This window comes from Nocardiopsis tropica, assembly GCF_042660575.1.
GTDB lineage: Bacteria > Actinomycetota > Actinomycetes > Streptosporangiales > Streptosporangiaceae > Nocardiopsis > Nocardiopsis tropica.
This window is the reverse complement of sequence record NZ_JBHSUF010000014.1, coordinates 67,311-82,933: the sequence shown is the minus strand read 5'-3', so window position 1 is coordinate 82,933 and position 15,623 is coordinate 67,311. Positions and strand designations below refer to the sequence as shown.

General features: G+C 74.2%; 12 protein-coding genes. 3 read left to right on the top strand and 9 right to left on the bottom strand.

From position 1 onward, the window contains the following. The first annotated feature begins 18 nt into the window (after positions 1 to 18). A complete protein-coding gene (locus tag ACFQBR_RS22445; protein ID WP_344177617.1) occupies positions 19 to 1,482 on the top strand; it encodes a phytoene desaturase family protein in 1,464 nt (487 codons plus the stop codon). Positions 1,483 to 1,563: 81 nt separating this feature from the next. Here ACFQBR_RS22445 and ACFQBR_RS22440 read toward each other — a convergent pair whose 3' ends face one another. The 4 genes from ACFQBR_RS22440 to ACFQBR_RS22425 all read right to left on the bottom strand — a co-directional run bounded on the left by ACFQBR_RS22440 (position 1,564) and on the right by ACFQBR_RS22425 (position 7,067). Further along, on the bottom strand, positions 1,564 to 2,481 hold the full coding sequence (locus tag ACFQBR_RS22440) for an AraC family transcriptional regulator (RefSeq protein WP_344177615.1): 918 nt from the start codon (positions 2,479 to 2,481) through the stop codon (positions 1,564 to 1,566). 70 nt (positions 2,482 to 2,551) lie between these two features. After that, positions 2,552 to 3,460, bottom strand: coding sequence for a zinc-binding dehydrogenase (locus tag ACFQBR_RS22435; RefSeq protein WP_344177613.1), 909 nt, complete (start codon positions 3,458 to 3,460; stop codon positions 2,552 to 2,554). A 631-nt stretch (positions 3,461 to 4,091) separates the two neighbouring features. Beyond that, a complete protein-coding gene (locus ACFQBR_RS22430) occupies positions 4,092 to 5,597 on the bottom strand; it encodes a multicopper oxidase family protein (protein WP_344177611.1) in 1,506 nt (501 codons plus the stop codon). A 273-nt stretch (positions 5,598 to 5,870) separates the two neighbouring features. Then, positions 5,871 to 7,067 (bottom strand): MFS transporter, encoded by a 1,197-nt coding sequence (locus tag ACFQBR_RS22425; protein WP_344177609.1) that lies wholly within the window; start codon positions 7,065 to 7,067, stop codon positions 5,871 to 5,873. A 120-nt stretch (positions 7,068 to 7,187) separates the two neighbouring features. Here ACFQBR_RS22425 and ACFQBR_RS22420 point away from each other — a divergent pair, with 120 nt between their 5' ends. After that, on the top strand, positions 7,188 to 7,745 hold the full coding sequence (locus ACFQBR_RS22420; protein WP_344177607.1) for a helix-turn-helix transcriptional regulator: 558 nt from the start codon (positions 7,188 to 7,190) through the stop codon (positions 7,743 to 7,745). A gap of 34 nt (positions 7,746 to 7,779) precedes the next feature. Here the strand turns inward: ACFQBR_RS22420 and ACFQBR_RS22415 are convergent, their stop codons facing one another. Next, positions 7,780 to 10,479 (bottom strand): AAA family ATPase, encoded by a 2,700-nt coding sequence (locus ACFQBR_RS22415; protein ID WP_378554327.1) that lies wholly within the window; start codon positions 10,477 to 10,479, stop codon positions 7,780 to 7,782. A 168-nt stretch (positions 10,480 to 10,647) separates the two neighbouring features. After that, positions 10,648 to 11,385, bottom strand: a complete 738-nt coding sequence (locus ACFQBR_RS22410; RefSeq protein ID WP_344177602.1) for an NADPH-dependent F420 reductase — start codon at positions 11,383 to 11,385, stop codon at positions 10,648 to 10,650. A gap of 152 nt (positions 11,386 to 11,537) precedes the next feature. Here ACFQBR_RS22410 and ACFQBR_RS22405 point away from each other — a divergent pair, with 152 nt between their 5' ends. After that, a complete protein-coding gene (locus ACFQBR_RS22405; RefSeq protein ID WP_344177599.1) occupies positions 11,538 to 12,386 on the top strand; it encodes a LysR family transcriptional regulator in 849 nt (282 codons plus the stop codon). Between the two features lie 219 nt (positions 12,387 to 12,605). On the opposite strand, the gene ACFQBR_RS22400 is transcribed toward ACFQBR_RS22405, so the two are convergent. Genes ACFQBR_RS22400 through ACFQBR_RS22390 form a run of 3 tightly spaced genes read right to left on the bottom strand, consistent with a single transcriptional unit; the run spans position 12,606 to position 15,258 of the window. After that, positions 12,606 to 13,265 carry a response regulator transcription factor gene (locus ACFQBR_RS22400; RefSeq protein WP_344177596.1) on the bottom strand — a complete coding sequence of 220 codons (660 nt, stop codon included), beginning with the start codon at positions 13,263 to 13,265 and terminating at the stop codon, positions 12,606 to 12,608. Beyond that, positions 13,262 to 14,425, bottom strand: coding sequence for a sensor histidine kinase (locus ACFQBR_RS22395; RefSeq protein WP_344177593.1), 1,164 nt, complete (start codon positions 14,423 to 14,425; stop codon positions 13,262 to 13,264). Before ACFQBR_RS22395 ends, ACFQBR_RS22400 begins: the two co-directional genes overlap by 4 nt. Beyond that, positions 14,422 to 15,258 (bottom strand): CPBP family intramembrane glutamic endopeptidase, encoded by an 837-nt coding sequence (locus ACFQBR_RS22390; RefSeq protein ID WP_344177591.1) that lies wholly within the window; start codon positions 15,256 to 15,258, stop codon positions 14,422 to 14,424. The genes ACFQBR_RS22395 and ACFQBR_RS22390 overlap by 4 nt, the downstream gene beginning before the upstream one ends. Positions 15,259 to 15,623 lie beyond the last annotated feature (365 nt).

Genomic DNA, 15,623 nt, shown 5'->3' with positions numbered 1-15,623 from the left:
GGTGTGGAAGGGGAAGGCATGAGCGAGGACGTCGCCGTGGTGGGGAGCGGGCCCAACGGCCTGGCCGCAGCGGTCACCATGGCCCGGGCGGGCCTGTCCGTGGCCGTGTACGAGGCGGCGGAGGACATCGGCGGCGGCCTGCGCACCTCGCCGCTGTTCCGTGACGACGTGGTGCACGACCTCTGCTCGGCCGTGCACCCGATGGCGGCGGCGTCCGCGTTCTTCCGCGAGTTCGACCTGGCGGCCCGGGGCGTGGAGCTGCTCACGCCGCGGATCAGCTACGCCCACCCGCTGGAGGGCGGCCGGGCGGCGCTCGCCCACCACGACCTGGACGCCGCCTGCGCGGGCCTGGGCCGTGACGGGCGCGCCTGGCGGGCGCTGATGGAACCGCTGCTGGAGCACAGCCGCGCGGTGGTGGACTTCGCACTGGGCCGGCAGCGCAGCCTCCCCGCGGACCTGCGCGCCCCGCTGCTGCTGGGGCTGGGCATGCTGCGCCACGGCACCCCGTTGGCCCGGCACGCCTTCGCGGGGCCGGAGGCCGCGGCGCTGCTCGCCGGGGTGGGCGCCCACGTGGTCGGCCGCATGCCCACGCCCTCCTCGGCCGCGGTCGCCCTCCTGCTGGGCCACCTCGCCCACGGCTCCGGCTGGCCGGTCCCGCGCGGCGGGAGCGCGCGGATCGCCGAGGCGATGGCGGCCGATGTCCGGGCCCACGGCGGAACCCTCGCCACCGGGCAGCGGATCGACGACCTCAGGCAGGTCCGAGGCGCGCGGGCCGTGTTCCTGGACCTGTCCCCGAAGGAGTTCCTGAGGATCGCGGGCCCGCTGCTGCCCGGCGCCTACCGCGCGGGCCTGCTCGCCTTCCGGTACGGCCCCGGGGCCGCCAAGGTCGACTTCCTCACCTCGGAGCCGATCCCCTGGGCGAACCCGGAGGTGGGGGCGGCGGGGACGGTCCACCTCGGGGGCCGCCAGGGGACCGTGTTCCGGCAGGAGTCCCTGGTGGCCCGGGGCAGGCCGGGGGAGGCGCCGTTCGTCCTGGTCGTGGACCCGGCCGCGGCCGATCCCGGGCGCGTCGGCGCCGGGGGGCACCGGCCGGTGTGGGCCTACGCGCACGTGCCCCACGGGGACCCCGCCGACCCCGCCGAGCTCGTGACCGCCCGCATCGAGCGGTACGCGCCCGGGTTCGCCGACACCGTGGTGGCGCGGAGCTCCCGGAGCGCGGCCGACCTGGAGCGGTACAACCCCAACTACGTGGGCGGCGACATCGCCTCCGGTGCGATGACCCTCAGGCAGACGCTGCTGCGGCCCGTGCCCCGCTGGGACCCGCACCGCACCCCTCTGCGCGGCGTCTACCTGTGTTCGGCGTCCGCCCCGCCCGGACCCGGTGTGCACGGCATGGGGGGCCACCTGGCCGCCAGGTCGGCGCTGCGCCGCGAGTTCGGCGTGCGCACGCCTCCGGCGCTGTCGCCGGCGCCCCCGGGGTAGGGCGTGTCCGTCCGGGCCCCGGCCCGGGGACGGCCGGACCGCACCCGTGCGCAGGTGTCGCCGGTGACCTCCTGCCCGCGATCACCGGCGGAACCGGGAACGGTACGCCCCGGGGGCCGTGCCCCGGGCACGTCTGAAGGCACGGCTGAAGGCGTGCGGCGAGGCGTAGCCCACCGCGCCGGAGATCGACTCGACCGGCTCGTCGGTGTCGCGGAGCCGGACGGACGCCAGGTCGATGCGCCACTGCGTCACGTACGCGCCCGGCGTCTGTCCGAGGGCGGACCGGAAACGCCTGGACAGCGTCGCCCGGGAGACGCTCGTCGCGACGGCCAGGGCCTCCGTGGTCCAGGGGTGCTCCGGTCGGGCGTGGACGCGTGCCAGGGCGTCGCGCACGACCGGATCACGCATCGCCCCCAGCCATGAGCCGGACCGCTCCTCCGGGTGGCGGGCCAGCCAGGCGCGTACGAACTGGACGAGCAGGAGGTCGACGATGCTGTTGACGGCGGCGGCGGTGCCGATCTGCGGCTGTGCGAGCTCCTCGGCGAGAAGTTCGGCGGTCCTCCCGAACTGCGTGTTCTGGCGGGCTGTGACGTGCATCGGCCGGGCCAGGGAGGTGAGCACCGGTGTGCTCACCTCCGGGTCCTGCTCATAGTGCAGGACGATCACCTCCGCCTGTGCCGGCTCCGAGCCCAGCCGCAGGGCCCGGCCGTCGCCGAAAGACCGGGCCGCCGCCTCACGGTCGCAGGAACCCATGGTCACGCCGGCGCCGCCGGCTATCCCGTGCGCGGTGCCCGGCGGCACCAGGACGGCGTCTCCGGCCTGCACCCGAAGAGGTTTCTCGCCTGAGGCGTGCAGCCACACCGTGCCGCGAGAGACCACGTGCAGTGTCGCTCCCGGAGAGGAGTCCAGCCACAGGCCCCAGGTTCCTCCGGCCTTCACCATGACCCCGAGTGCCCCACGTGAACCCGAGACACGCAAGACCTCCGCCAACACGTCCATGGGTCCATTCTCGTCCGCGCCGCGGACCGCCCGTCGGCGGGCGGTAGCGCACGTTCCTTCGTTCACAGCTTCAGGCCACGTCGAGAACGACCTTTCCGTGCACCTTCCGCGCGAACAGCGCCTGGACGGCGTCGTCCACGTCCCGCCAGTCGCCTCGCAGGCCGACCGGCGCCGAGAGCCTCCCGGCGGCCATGAGGTCCAGCAGGTCCGCCAGTTCCCCGCTGGTCGGTGTCATGTCGCCGTAGGTGGCGATGCTGCGGGGTTCGCCGAAGCCGAACAGGGCCCCTGGCGGGAACGTGGTCTCCTGCCCCGAGGAGTAACCGACCAGGTGGATGGTGCCGCCCTCGGCGAGCGAGTTCCACGCCCGGGCCACCAGCGGCCCGCCGACCGTGTCCAGGACGAGGTCGAACCGGTCCCCGGTCTCGGCCAGGTCGGTCAGGACCTCGTCGGCGCCGAGTCCGCGCAGTCCGACGGCCCGGTCCGGCGAACCGACGAGTGCCGTCACCCGGGCGCCCGCCAGTGCCGCCAGCTGGACGGCGAAGTGCCCGACGCCCCCGCTGGCACCGGTGACCAGGACGTTGCGCGCCAGCAGGGAACGCTTGCGCAGCACCCGGAACGCGGTGACTCCGGCGATCCCCAGCGCGGCGGCGTCGGCCAGGTCCACGCCCTCGGGAACGGAGCCGAGCGAGGCGGGGTCGACCGCCACACGCTCCGCCCACGCGTGAGGGGTCATTCCCAGTGCGACGCGCGTACCTTCGGGCGGCCCCGAGCCGTCGGATGCGGCGCGCACCACGACTCCGGCCGCGTCGTGACCGTGCACGGCGCCGGCCGTCCACCGGTGCACGTAGTTCAGCTCTCCGAAGTTGAGGCCGATGTGCCGTATCTCCACCAGCGCCTCACCGGTGGACGGTACGGGCTCGTCGACATCGGCGAACCGGATGGGACCGGCCTCGCCGTGAGCGACCACGAGGGCGCGCATAGGGTGTGTTTCCTTCTGTCGTCGATAAAACGGAACGCTTGGCGCGGCAGTGGGTCAAATACGCAAATAACGTACTGCCGACTTCTTGAAATCCTACGCAGGACCGGGGTGGCGGCCAGCCCCGGGAGAATCAATCAGTTGACGATCTGTGTCAGAGCGACTCGCGGCGCGACGAGCCCTGTGCCCCTCCGGCGGACGGCGCTGTGAGGGGCGGGGGACGGCCGGACGGCCCGGCGCGGCCGGCCTGGGGGCATGCGTCCGGCGCCGGTGCTTCGGCGGGCGGAATCGCCCGCCACGGGTCGCGATGATCACGGCAGGGGCTCCGCCGCAGGGAATTCCGTTATTCGCTGCGACAAAGCCTCGATGGGTTGTCAGCACACGGAATTCCGAAAACCCGACCTGAAAAGGAATCACCGCTACCGCCGTCCGCCGACACCCGCCCGCGGCGCGGCCACGGGGCCGGGTGCGGCGACTCACCGGACTGCTGTGCGGCTCACCGCGGCTTCGGCAGAACCGGACCGTGTGCGGGTGCCGCACGCCTCGGGCGTCGGCGCGTGCGCGTACGGTTCCGCGGGCGCCCCTCCGGCGACGGGCCGGCCGCCCCGACGGCGGCCATCGCGCAGCGCGCCCCTCAGGCGTGGTCGTGCGCAGCCGGCACCGCGCCGACCTCCTCGCCCTCGCCCAGCACGACGAACTGGCCCATCATCCCGTCGTCCTCGTGCTGCAGCAGGTGGCAGTGGTACATGTACGGCATGTTCGGGTCGGTGTGGCCGCCGAAGCGCATCGCGAGCCGGTAGTGCCTGCCCTGGGCCACCATGACCGTGTCCTTCCAGCCCCGCAGGTGGGGCGGCGGGGTCTCGCCGTCGACCGTCAGGACCTGGAACTGGACGTCGTGGACGTGGAAGTTGTGCAGGTAGCCGTTGTCGTTGGTCACCTCCCACACCTCCACGGTGCCCTCGCGGACGCCGAAGTCGATGCGGTCCATCGCCATCGAGCGGTCGTTGATCCGGTCCGAGGCGAGCACGAAGGAGCGCTCCTGCGCCACCGCCTCGGCGGCCAGGTCCGGCGCTGCGCCGAGCACCGCGGGGACCTCGGTGCCGTCGGACAGGGTGTCGGCGGCCCTGAACCGGCAGATGTCGAGCAGGTCCGCGAAGCCGTCGAGCCTCCCCGACGCCCCGCCGTACTCCGGGGAGGGGTAGGAGCGCAGCTCGACGGTCTCGCCGGGCTCGAAGGCCACGACGATCTCCGCCCGCTCGCCCGGCGACAGGTGCAGGCGGTCGGTCTCCCACGGCTCGGCGAGCAGGCCGCCGTCGGTGGCCACGAGCGAGAAGGCCCGGTCGTCCGAGAAACCGAAGTTGTACAGGCGGGCGTTGGACCCGTTGAGCAGTCGCAGCCGCACGAGCCCGGTCGTGACGTCGAAGTACGGGCCCAGCGTGCCGTTGACGAGGATCTCGTCACCGATCACGCCCAGCGAGCCCGCCAGCGGGATCCTCTCCTCGAACTGGTTGTCCCGGTCGAACGCGCGGTCCTGGACGATCATCGGGATGTCGTCGACGCCGTATTCCGAGGGCAGGTTCAGCGCGTCGGTCGCGTCGTCGTCGACGATGAACAGCCCGGTCAGTCCCCGGTAGGTGTGGTCACCGGTCGCCCCGTGCACGTGGGGGTGGTACCAGAGCGTCGCCGCTTGCTGGTCGATCCTCCACCGCGGCTCCCAGGTGCCGCCGGGGGCGACGGTCTGGTGCGGTCCGCCGTCCATGGCCGCGGGCAGGTGCATGCCGTGCCAGTGGAGCGAGGTCTCCCGGTCCAGTTCGTTGCGCACCGCGAACGCGACCTCCTCGCCGCGCCGGGCGCGGACCGTGGGGCCGAGATAGGTGCCGTTCACGCCCCAGGTGCGGGTGGCCGCCCCCTCCTTGAACGCCGTCTCGCCCGACCGGAGGCCGAGCGTGAACACCCGTGACCCCGCCTCGCCGGGCGCGGACTCGGCCAGGGGAGGGATGGCCAGCGCCGAGTCGAAGCCGATCCTCCCGGCGGTGTCCCGTTTCGCGGCGGCGTAGTAGACGCCGAGGCCGCCTCCGGCGAGGGCGAACGCCCCGCCGATGCCGATACCGAGGACCTTGAGAGCTGTGCGACGTTCCATGGGACGAACATCCCGCGGGACGGGGCGCCGTCGCGTCGGCGATACCTACGTAGACGGTTCTCCCGGAGCCCCGGGGAAACAGGGCGCGGGCCGACGCGACGATGCCCCGGCCCGCGAGCACACGGACACCTGCGTGGCCGCCGGCCCTGCCGTCCCCCGGCCGGCGACGACCGGTCCCCGGTGCGGAGCCGGCCGGCGGGAAGCCCGGCGGCCTGTGCCCATCGGTGTTCCCGTGAGCGCAGGCGCTGACGTCCTCGCGGCCGTCGACATGCGTCAGGGGCCGGGGCGGCGTCCGCGGCGGGCGAGGACGGCGTGGAGCGCGGCCAGGCACGACGCGAGCAGCAGGAGCGCCGCACTGCCGAGGAGCGCGGTCGGCAGGCCTCGGAGGGCGAGCAGGCCGCTGGTGGCGATGACGCCGAGCGAGTTCGCCGTGCGCAGGAAGGCGAACATCTCCGCACGGCGTCCGGGCGGAGCGAGTCCGTCGACGACCAGTGAGTAGAACGTCCCCAGGAGCGGCAGGAAGAACCCCAGGACCGCCGCTCCCGCGAGGGTCAGGGCGATGTGCCCTCCGGCGAGGATCACGCCGGAGGCCGCGGTGCTCATCACGAGGAAGAAGGCGACCTTCCAGCGCTCCGGCACACGGTTGCGGAGGCTGACCCAGACGCCGCCGGTCACGGCGCCGACGCACAGGACCGAGGCGAACAGGAACGCCCAGCCCGGGGCGAGCCCGAAGGAGAGGGCGAACGACACGGCGCCGACCTCGACGGCCGCGACCGCTGCGCCCCCCGCGGCCGCGCAGAACAGCCAGAGGAGCACCTCGGCGGGGATCCGTTCGCCCGTGCCGCTCGGTTGGCCGTCCTGGGGTCCGCGCGCCTGCGGAATCGGGGGCAGCAGGAGCATGGGCCCCACTCCGAGCACGGTGATCGCCGCCATCGCCCCGACGGGCGAGACCGCGCCGAGCAGGGACGCGAGCACGGGGGACAGCACGAAGTTGATCTCGTTGAGCGTCGCGGCCACGCCCAGTGCCCGGGGCAGCCGGTCCGGGGAGACCAGGTGGTTGAGGAGGAGCCGCTGGTAGCCGTAGGCGGCTCCGTTGACGAGGCCCGCGGCGACGACCGCGGCGACGAGGAACGCGAACGGGGCACCCACGGCCGCCAGCACGGTGACCGCGGCGAGGGCTATCGTGCGCACGGCGATCAGGGCCCGGAGGTAGTGCACACCGTTGAACCGTCTGCCCAGGCGCGAGACGGGGACGGCGCCCAGGACCTGGGCCGTGGTCATGGCGAAGACCATCGTGGCGCCGGACTCGACCGAGCCGGTGAGGGGGAGGGCCACCAGGCCGAAGGCGATGGGCGCGGCGGCCTGCGGCACGCCGAGGGTGCCATAGGCGAGCTGCCATCGTAGGATGCTGGCCCCGGCCCGCGGCGTACCCGTCTTCCGGAGCGGGGGAGTCACGTGCTTGAGGGTCATTCGCGCCTCTCACCTTCGTCTGTGCACACGGCGGACGGGCCGGCCCGGCAACCGAACAAGCATGTGTGAGCATTATAGTGCTCATCTTGGAGTCGTCCCGAGACACCGGCTGAGGAGCGCATGACCGAGCAGATCCGTCCCGAGGTGGTCGTCCTCCTGGGCAACCGCATCCGCGCGGTACGGCAGGGCAAGGACCTGAGCGTGGTGAAGCTCGCCGAACTCAGCGGTGTGAGCCGGCGGATGCTCACGCAGATCGAACTGGGCCAGGCCAACCCGAGCATCGCGACGGTCGACAGGATCGCCTCCGCGCTGGGCACGACGTTCCCGGCGCTCGCCGGCGTGCTGGGGGAGGGCCCGCCCGAGGGGGTAGAGGTGTGGTCGACGCCGAACGGGAGTTGGGCGAGCCTCCTGCAGGCGGTCCAGACGAGCCAGGTGTTCGTCGAGATGTGGAAGTGGCATCTGGTCGGGGGCGACCGCTACCACGTCTCTCCCGCCGCGGGCGCACCCGAGACCATGGCCCACGTCCTCCAGGGCCAGCTTCTCGTCCGGTCCGGCTCGTCGGACCTGCGCGTCGACGCAGGGGGATCGGCGCGGATCGGGAACACCGCGGACCACACGTTCGAGACGGGCACCGACGTCGCCGTCTTCCTCGGGGTGGTGACGATGCCCCGCCTGTGAGACGCCTTCTCCGCCCCGCGCGGATGAACCGGCCCTACGCGGACGGGGACAGGTCGGGCAGGTCCTTGAGCTGTCGGCGGGAGGTGAGCCCCAGCTTGCGGAAGATGTTGCGCAGATGGGCGTCGACGGTGCGCGGGCTGATGAACAGCCTGGCCGCCACCTCGTTGGACGTCGCGCCGGTGGCGACCAGGCGGGCGATGTGGAGCTCATGCATCGTGAGCCGGTCCCGGGTGTGCCCGGAGCGGCTGCGGGCCGTCTCGCCCGTGGCCCGCAGCTCGTCGGCGGCCCGCCGGGCGAACGCCTCCAACCCCGCGCCGGAGAGCAGCGCGTGCGCCGTGCGCAGGTGCGGGCGGCAGTCCCGGCGGCGCCCCTCGCGCCGCAGCCACTCCCCGTACAGGAGGTGGGCCCTGGCCCGGTAGGGGAGCAGCGGACTGTCCGCGAGGAGTTCGACGGCCTCCCGGTAGTCGTCCTCGGCGCCGCTCACCAGTCCGCGGGCGTAGGCCGCCACGCCCAGGCCCGTCGCCGTCCCGCTCTCCCGGGTCCGTTCGGTCAGCGACGCCAGCGCCTCGGCCGCCGCTTCGCGCTCGCCGCACCGCACGGCGGCCTCCACCAGCTCGGGCAGGGAGAACCCGGCGATGAAGAGGTCCCCGTGGGCGACGGCCCGCCGGGCCTCCGCCAGCGCGGCCCGGTAGTCGGCCAGGCCGTTGTGCAGCACCGCCCCGGCCCAGTGGACGTTGGCGACCAGCTGCCCCACGCCCTGCGTCGCCGCCGCTGCCGTGGCGGTCCCGAACAGCGCGAACGCCTCCTCGCGGCGGCCGCGCATCGCCGCCAGGTGCAACCGGTGGTAGGTGATCGAGGGGGCGCCGGTCGCGTCGGCGATCGCCTCCTCCTCGGCGATCGCGGCCATCGCCCGGTCCAGGTCGCCCGCCAGCGCGGCGCCGGAGGCCGCCTGCGCCAGACCGAGGCGCAGCACGAGCGGCGACCCCGACTCGCGGCCGTTCTTCATCAGCCACTCGATGATCGTCGCGTGGGTGTGCGGGTCCCACAGCTCGGCGGCCAGCGTGACCGCGAGCGCCGGGTGCCGGGTCCACAGCGCCTCGCCGGCTCCGTCGAGGGCCTCGCGGACGAGGGGGACCGCCGCGCGGTGCCCCTGGGCGGCCAGCACGGTCAGCGCGTCCAGGACGTCGGGTCCGTGCGGGGGCGGCGCGGAGTCCTGCGCCGCGGCCAGGACCGTGTCCATCACCCCGCTCGCCTGGCCGACGAGCAGGCCCATCTCCAGTGCCTCCAGGTAGCTCTCACGGGACCGGGCGGGGTCCAGGGGAGCGAGCCTGCGCGCGGCGCGCAGCATGAACACCGGGCCGTCGCCGTCGCCCGGGCGCACGAAGGCGATCTGCCCCCGCAGCAGGTCGGCCTCGGCGTTCCGGAGCTCGTCCGGGCCCGAGCCGTCCACGGCCGTGAGCAGCCGCGCGGCCCGTTCGGCGTCGCCTGCGGAGAGCGCGGCCCGCGCCGCCGCGAGGGTCCGCCCGATCCGCCGGTCGGCGTCCAGCGTCAGCTCCGCCGCACGTTCGAGGAACGCCGCGGCGGCCACGGCTCCGCCACGGGCCTCGGCGCGCGACGCCGAGCGCTCCAGCTCGTCGGCGACGCCGTCGTCGGGTCCCGCGCTCGCCTGGGCGCGGTGCCAGGCGCGCCGGTCCGGTTCCACGACCGGGTCGGTGACCTCGGCGAGCGTGCGGTGGGCCAGCCGGCGCTCGTCCGCCTCCGCGGACCGGTAGACCGCGGTCCGGACCAGCGGGTGGTAGAAGCGGATGCGGGTGCCGAACTCCACGAGCCCGGTGGCGGAGGCGGCGGCGCCGACGGTCGGCAGGTCGATGCCCAGCCGCTGCGCGGCCGGCCACAGCAGCCCGGGGTCGCCCGTCGGGTCGGCGCTCGCGACCGTCAGCAGCCGCCGCGCCCCGGCGGACAGGCCGGCCAGCGCCTCCCGGAAGCCCAGCTCGACACGGGTCGTCACCGAGGACGCCTCCGGCGGAGCGAAACCGCCGGCCCTGGGCAGGGCGAGCAGAGCCAGGGGGTTCCCGCGCGCCTCGGCCACGATCCGCTCCCGGACCTGCTCGTCCAGCACCTCGTGACTCAGCGACGCGAGCAGCGTCCGCGCGTCGGCGTCGGCCAGCCCCTCGACGGTCAGGCCCGGCAGGTCGTCCAGCTCCCCGGCCGGGCAGGGCAGCCGCACCCCGAACACCAGGGCGACCGGTTCGGCGGCGACCCGGCGCGCGAGGAAGGCCAGGACCCTGGTCGAGGCCGCGTCCAGCCACTGGGCGTCCTCGACCAGGCACAGCAGCGGGCGCTCCCGCGCCGCGGCCGCCAGCAGCCCCAGGGCCGCCAGTCCGACACGGAACACGTCCGGGGTTCCCGTCGCGGTCCCGAACGCGACCAGCAGGGGGTCGCGGTGCTGGTCGGGCAGCTCGTCGAGGTGTCCCAGCACCGGCAGGCACAGCTGGTGCAGGGCGGCGAACGGCAGTTCCGCCTCGTACTGGGACCCGGACACGCGGACGACCCGGAACCCGGAGGCGGCGTCGCGGGCGTGGTCCAGCAGGGCGCTCTTGCCGATGCCCGCCTCGCCGCGCAGGACCAGTGCTCCGCCCCGGCCCGCCCGCGCGGACCCGGTCAGCTCCCCGATGCGGTCGCTCTCGTGCCGCCGGCCGACGAGTGAACCGCGAGGGGGAGCTGGCGTTCGCATGGCACGTACGTTACCAAGGGTGCGAATCCGGACGGGTAGGTCCGAACGTCGCTCTCCCGGCGGCCGGGACGCTGCGGCAGCCGGGCCCGCCCCCCGCCGTGGCGCCCGCACGGGAGCCGAGGAGGGGGCGGGCGCACGCCCGGCCGTGCCGCCGGGGCGGATCACCCGCTAGGACATCCGGAAACCCGCGGGCCCCCGCACCGTGTCGGCGAGCTCCTCGATCCGGGCGGCGGACACGGGCACGCCGGGCGCCTGCTGGACCCAGGCCACGAATTCCGTGGGGGTGAGGCCGGCCGGGGGCCGGCCCACGTACGGGAGGGCGTACAACGGGGTGTTGGGCTCGCTGCGCCAGCTGTCGGCCAGGGTGCCGAGGTCCACCGTGTCGAAGCCCAGGACGTCCAGGAGGTCGGCCACCTCCTCCTTGGCGTCCGGGTCGTCGCCGGAGAGCGGCACCGCGGTGCGGTCGGGGGCCCCGGCCGGGCGGAACAGCTCCAACAACTGCTTGGGGCCGATGTTGTGCAGCGCCTTCACCACCCGGGCGTCCGCGAGATGGCGCTGCACCAGTTCGCTGGAGGTCAGCTCGCCGCTGTCGAGTTCCGGCAGTGCGAAGCCGGGGTACAGCGCGTAGTTCATCGGGTCGATCACGGTCTTGCCGGCGAGCTCGGCCCGGGGCAGCCGCTCGTGGGCGGCCAGCGGCACGGAGGCGATGACCAGGTCACCGGCGCTCGCCGCTTCGGCCGGGGCGGCCGCACGGGCCCGCCCGCCGAGCTCCGCGACGGGACCGGCCAGCGTCCCGGGGCCGCGTGAGTTGCTCAGGACGACGTTCAGGCCGGCGTCGACGGCGCGGCGGGCGGCCCCGAGGCCGACCATGCCGGTGCCGATGACGCCGAGGGTTGTGGTGCTCACTCTGTTCTCCGTTCGCGTCTTCCGCGCGTCGCGGCCTCCGGCGGACGGGAGGACCGCTCCGGCGGGCTCGTATCCATCACAGCCTGAGCGGGCTACGCGAACAATGACCAGAAACGCCCGGCAGCGATCACATCATGTGATAGATCAGGCAGATGGAACTGAGGGCGCTGCAGTACTTCGTGACCGTCGCCGAGGAGCTGCACTTCGGGCGTGCGGCGCAACGGCTGGGCATAGTGCAGCCGGCGGTGAGCCAGCAGGTCGCCCGGCTCGAACGCGAGCTCGGAGCGGGCCTGCTCGACCGCACCTCACGCCGGGTACGGCTCACCCCGGCGGGCGAACGGGTGCTCGCCGAGGCCCGTAGGACCCTCGCCGCGGCGGCCCGCGTGCGGGTGGTCGCCGCAGAACCGGCGGCCGTCCTGCGGATCGGGGTCGCGTCCTGCGTCACCCGACGGCTCGACCGGGCGTTGGGCCGCCTCGGGGACGGCGAACGCCCCGCCGAGCCGAAACTGGTCGACCTGCCGGTGTCCGCGCGACTCGACGCCGTCCGCGACGGCGAGCTGGACCTCGCACTGGTGCGGGGCGCGTTCACCTCCGCGGCGATGACGGTCGTGCGCGCCTGGTCCGAGCCGCTGCACGCCGTGCTCGCGCGTGAACACCCCGCCGCCGGCAAGCCCGCGGTGAGCCTGCACGACCTCGATCCGCGCGGCCTGCGGGTTCCCGCCCGCGCCGGTGACCCGCCGATGCACGACGCGATCCTCGCCGCCCTGCCCGTGGCCCCGCTGCGGCCGCCTGCCGGGGACGTGCTCAACGTGCTGTTCGAGGTGGGCCGGGACCCCGGGGGCTGGACGCTGATGCCGGCCGAGCAGTTCGACGGGTCCCGCTCCGAGCGGCTGCTCCAGGTGCCGCTCGACCCGCCGGTGACCGTCGACGGCCACGTCGTCACCTCACCGGCCACCCCGGAGCCGTGCGTGGCGTCGTACGTGGCCGCGTTCGCGGATTGAACCCCCGCCCAGGGTGAGCGGGTCTTGCCGGGAAGGCACGCCGCGTCTCGCCCCGAGCCGGCGGCGACACGCTGAGCTCGCCCGCCCGGACCGGCCGCTGGTCGCGGATCTCCGCCGCCCCGGGGAGAAGCCGGCCGGGCCGGGGCGGCCCCCGGCCCGGGCCCGCCGGGGGCCGGGAACCTCCGCCCGCGCCCGCCCCGCCCGTGCGCCGACGCAGGCTCAGGTGACCAGCCCGTGCCGGTAGGCGTAGACCACCGCCTGGACCCGGTCGCGCAGGCCGAGCTTGGCCAGGATCCGCGAGACGAACGTCTTCACCGTCTCCTGGCTGATGAACAGGGCCGCGGCGATCTCACCGTTGGACAGCCCGTCCGCGATCAGGCGCAGGACCTCCAGCTCGCGCGGTGTCAGCGGCACATCGGCCGGCTCGGCCCGGGAGGGCCGGATCCGGGTGGCGAACCTGCCGACCAGCCGGCGGGTGACGTCGGGGTCCAGCAGCGCCGCCCCGGTAGCCACGGTCCGGATCCCGTGCAGCAGCTGGGCCGGGGGCGCGTCCTTGAGCAGGAACCCGCTGGCGCCCGCGCGCAGCGCCTCGTAGACGTACTCGTCGAGGTTGAACGTCGTGACCACGAGGACCTTGACGGGGTGTTCCACCCCGGCTCCGGCCAGGCGCCGCGTGGCCCCGATGCCGTCGAGCACCGGCATGCGCACGTCCATCACCACGACGTCGGGGCGCAGCCGCTCGGCGAGCTCGACCGCGGCCCCGCCGTCCCCGCACTCGCCGACGGTCTCGAGGTCGGGCTGGGCGTCGATGATGGTGACCAGCCCGGTGCGGATCAGCACCTGGTCGTCGCAGACCAGGACCCGGATCGGCTCGCTCATGCCCGGCCGCCCGCCGGTGCGCGGGCGGGGATGCGCGCGTCCACGCCGAAGCCCCCGCCCTCGCGCGGACCCGCGGTGAACTCGCCGCCCAGCACCTCGACGCGTTCGCGCAGGCCGGCCAGGCCGCGCCCGCCGCCCCCGGCCGGGAGGCCCGACGGCCCGGAGCGGTCGGTGGTGACGTTCACGGTGATCTCCTCGGGGCGGTGGCGCACGCGGACGGTGGTGGGGCTGCCGTGCGCGTACTTGAGGGCGTTGGTCAGGGACTCCTGCACGACGCGGTGCGCGACGAGGTCGGCACTGCCGCGCGAGGCGGCCGGGACGCCCTCCTCGGTGAACTCCACCGGCTGCCCGGCCCTGCGGGTGCGCTCCACCACGGACAGCAGCCCTTCGTCGGACCCGGGCACGGGGGCGGAGTGGTCGGGGTCGAGGACGTCGAGCAGGTGGCGCATGTCGGTGATGGCCCGCCGACCGGTGTCGGTGACCGCGGTCAGGGTCTCGTCCAGCCGCTCGGGAGCGGCCGTCAGGTAGCGGGCCGCCTCGGCCTGCACGACCATCGCGGTCACGTGGTGGGTCACGACGTCGTGCAGCTCGCGTGCGATGCGGGTGCGTTCGGCGGTGCGGGTGGACTCGGCGACGAAGCGGCGGCGTTCGGCCTCGGCGGCGCGGGTGGACCGCAGCCACGCCCCCGTCCCCCAGGAGAAGGCCAGCGTCGCGTAGAAAACCAGGTAGGAGGGAAAGGACTCACCCGTGCCGACCTGGGACACCGCGACCGCCAGCCCCACGTAGGCCGCCGTGCCCACCACCACGGCGGTGGGCCGGTGCCGGTGGAGGTGGGCGCCGGCGCTCAACACTGCGATGGGCAGAGCGGTGCCCGCGACCAGGTGGTAGCCGCTCAGCTGGTCGAGGGCGAAGCCGCAGGCCACCACGGCCAGGGACAGGGCCGGCCACCGGCGCCGCACGGCCAGGGGCAGGCACTGCAGGGCGGCCGCGAGCAGTCCCAGGGCGTCGAAGGGGCGGTCCGCCACGCCGCCGAAATCGGTCCCGTAGCCGTGCGTCGACGGAATGAGGGAGACGGAGAGGAGCAGCAGGGCCAGGGGCAGGTCCTGGAGGGTGACGTCGAGCCGCCGCCACAGGTGGGAGAGCCGCTGGAGCGAGGTCACCGGGGAGGCGTGGCGGCGGTGGCGGGTCGCGCGTCACGCCGGCGGACGGGGACGATCCGGCCGCGGCGGCGGGCGATCCACATGAACACCACGGTGGCGATGACGCAGAACACCACGGAGTAGATGCTGCCCTCGGGGCCGAACCCGCCGCCGGTGACCAGGGTGTGGCCGGACATGGTGGCGTCCAGCAGCCCCGGGGGTGTGCCGTTGCCCGAGACCTCGGTGCCGAAGAGGGCGGATCCGGCGATGTTCCAGCCGAAGTGCAGGCCGATGGGCAGCCACAGGCTGCGGGTGGCGATGTAGGCGGCGGTGAGCATGCCGCCGGCCTCGATGGCGATGGCGATGGCGCCCCACAGGGTGGCGTGCGGGTTGGCCATGTGGACGAGGCCGAAGGCCAGGCCGGTCAGTCCGAGGGAGATCCAGGTGCCGGCGCGCTCCTCGATGATGCGGAACAGCACACCGCGCCACATCAGTTCCTCGGTCACCGCGGCGGCGCCCATGAAGCCGACCAGGCCCAGGGCGCTCATCGGGGAGCCCAGACCGTGGACCTGGTAGCCGCCGAGGAAGGTGATGTTGGCGATGACCAGGGCGAACAGGCCGACCCCGAGGAGGGTGCCCCAACTGGTGGCGGCGGTGGCGCCCTTCCATGCCAGCTCGGTCACCTCGCGCTTCTCGGTGCGGCGCACCACCCACCGGTAGACGAACACCGAGATCACGACGGTGAGGAGGCCCAGGGCCAGGGTGAGCCAGGGGTTGTCCTGGACCGCGAAGGCCGCCTGTCCGCCGAGGAAGGCGACCGCGGCGACGGCCAGGAGCTGCCAGAGAAGTCTCATGGGGGTCTTTCATGACATCGGTGCGGCAGGGGAGCCGCGACTGGTGAGAACGCTACTGACCGGGGCGGGGCGAAGTCGTCACCATGGGGTGGACACCTGCGTGTAGCTCTTCCGGGGGACACGGGCCGGCGGAGTACCCCGGCCCGGGCCGTCGGGATCGCGGGCAAGGGGTGATGAACCGGGCCGCGCGGACCACTCCGGCGCGGTACGACCCCATGCCTGAGCCGGTGAATCCGTCCTGATACCGAAAGCAGTTAAAATGGGCCGACGCCTTTACCGGTACCAGTCCGCTTCCGCACCCTCGGGTAGGGCTGTTTCAGAAAAGACGGTGGTGTGCATGGCTGGTATTCGCATGCGGGGAGTAT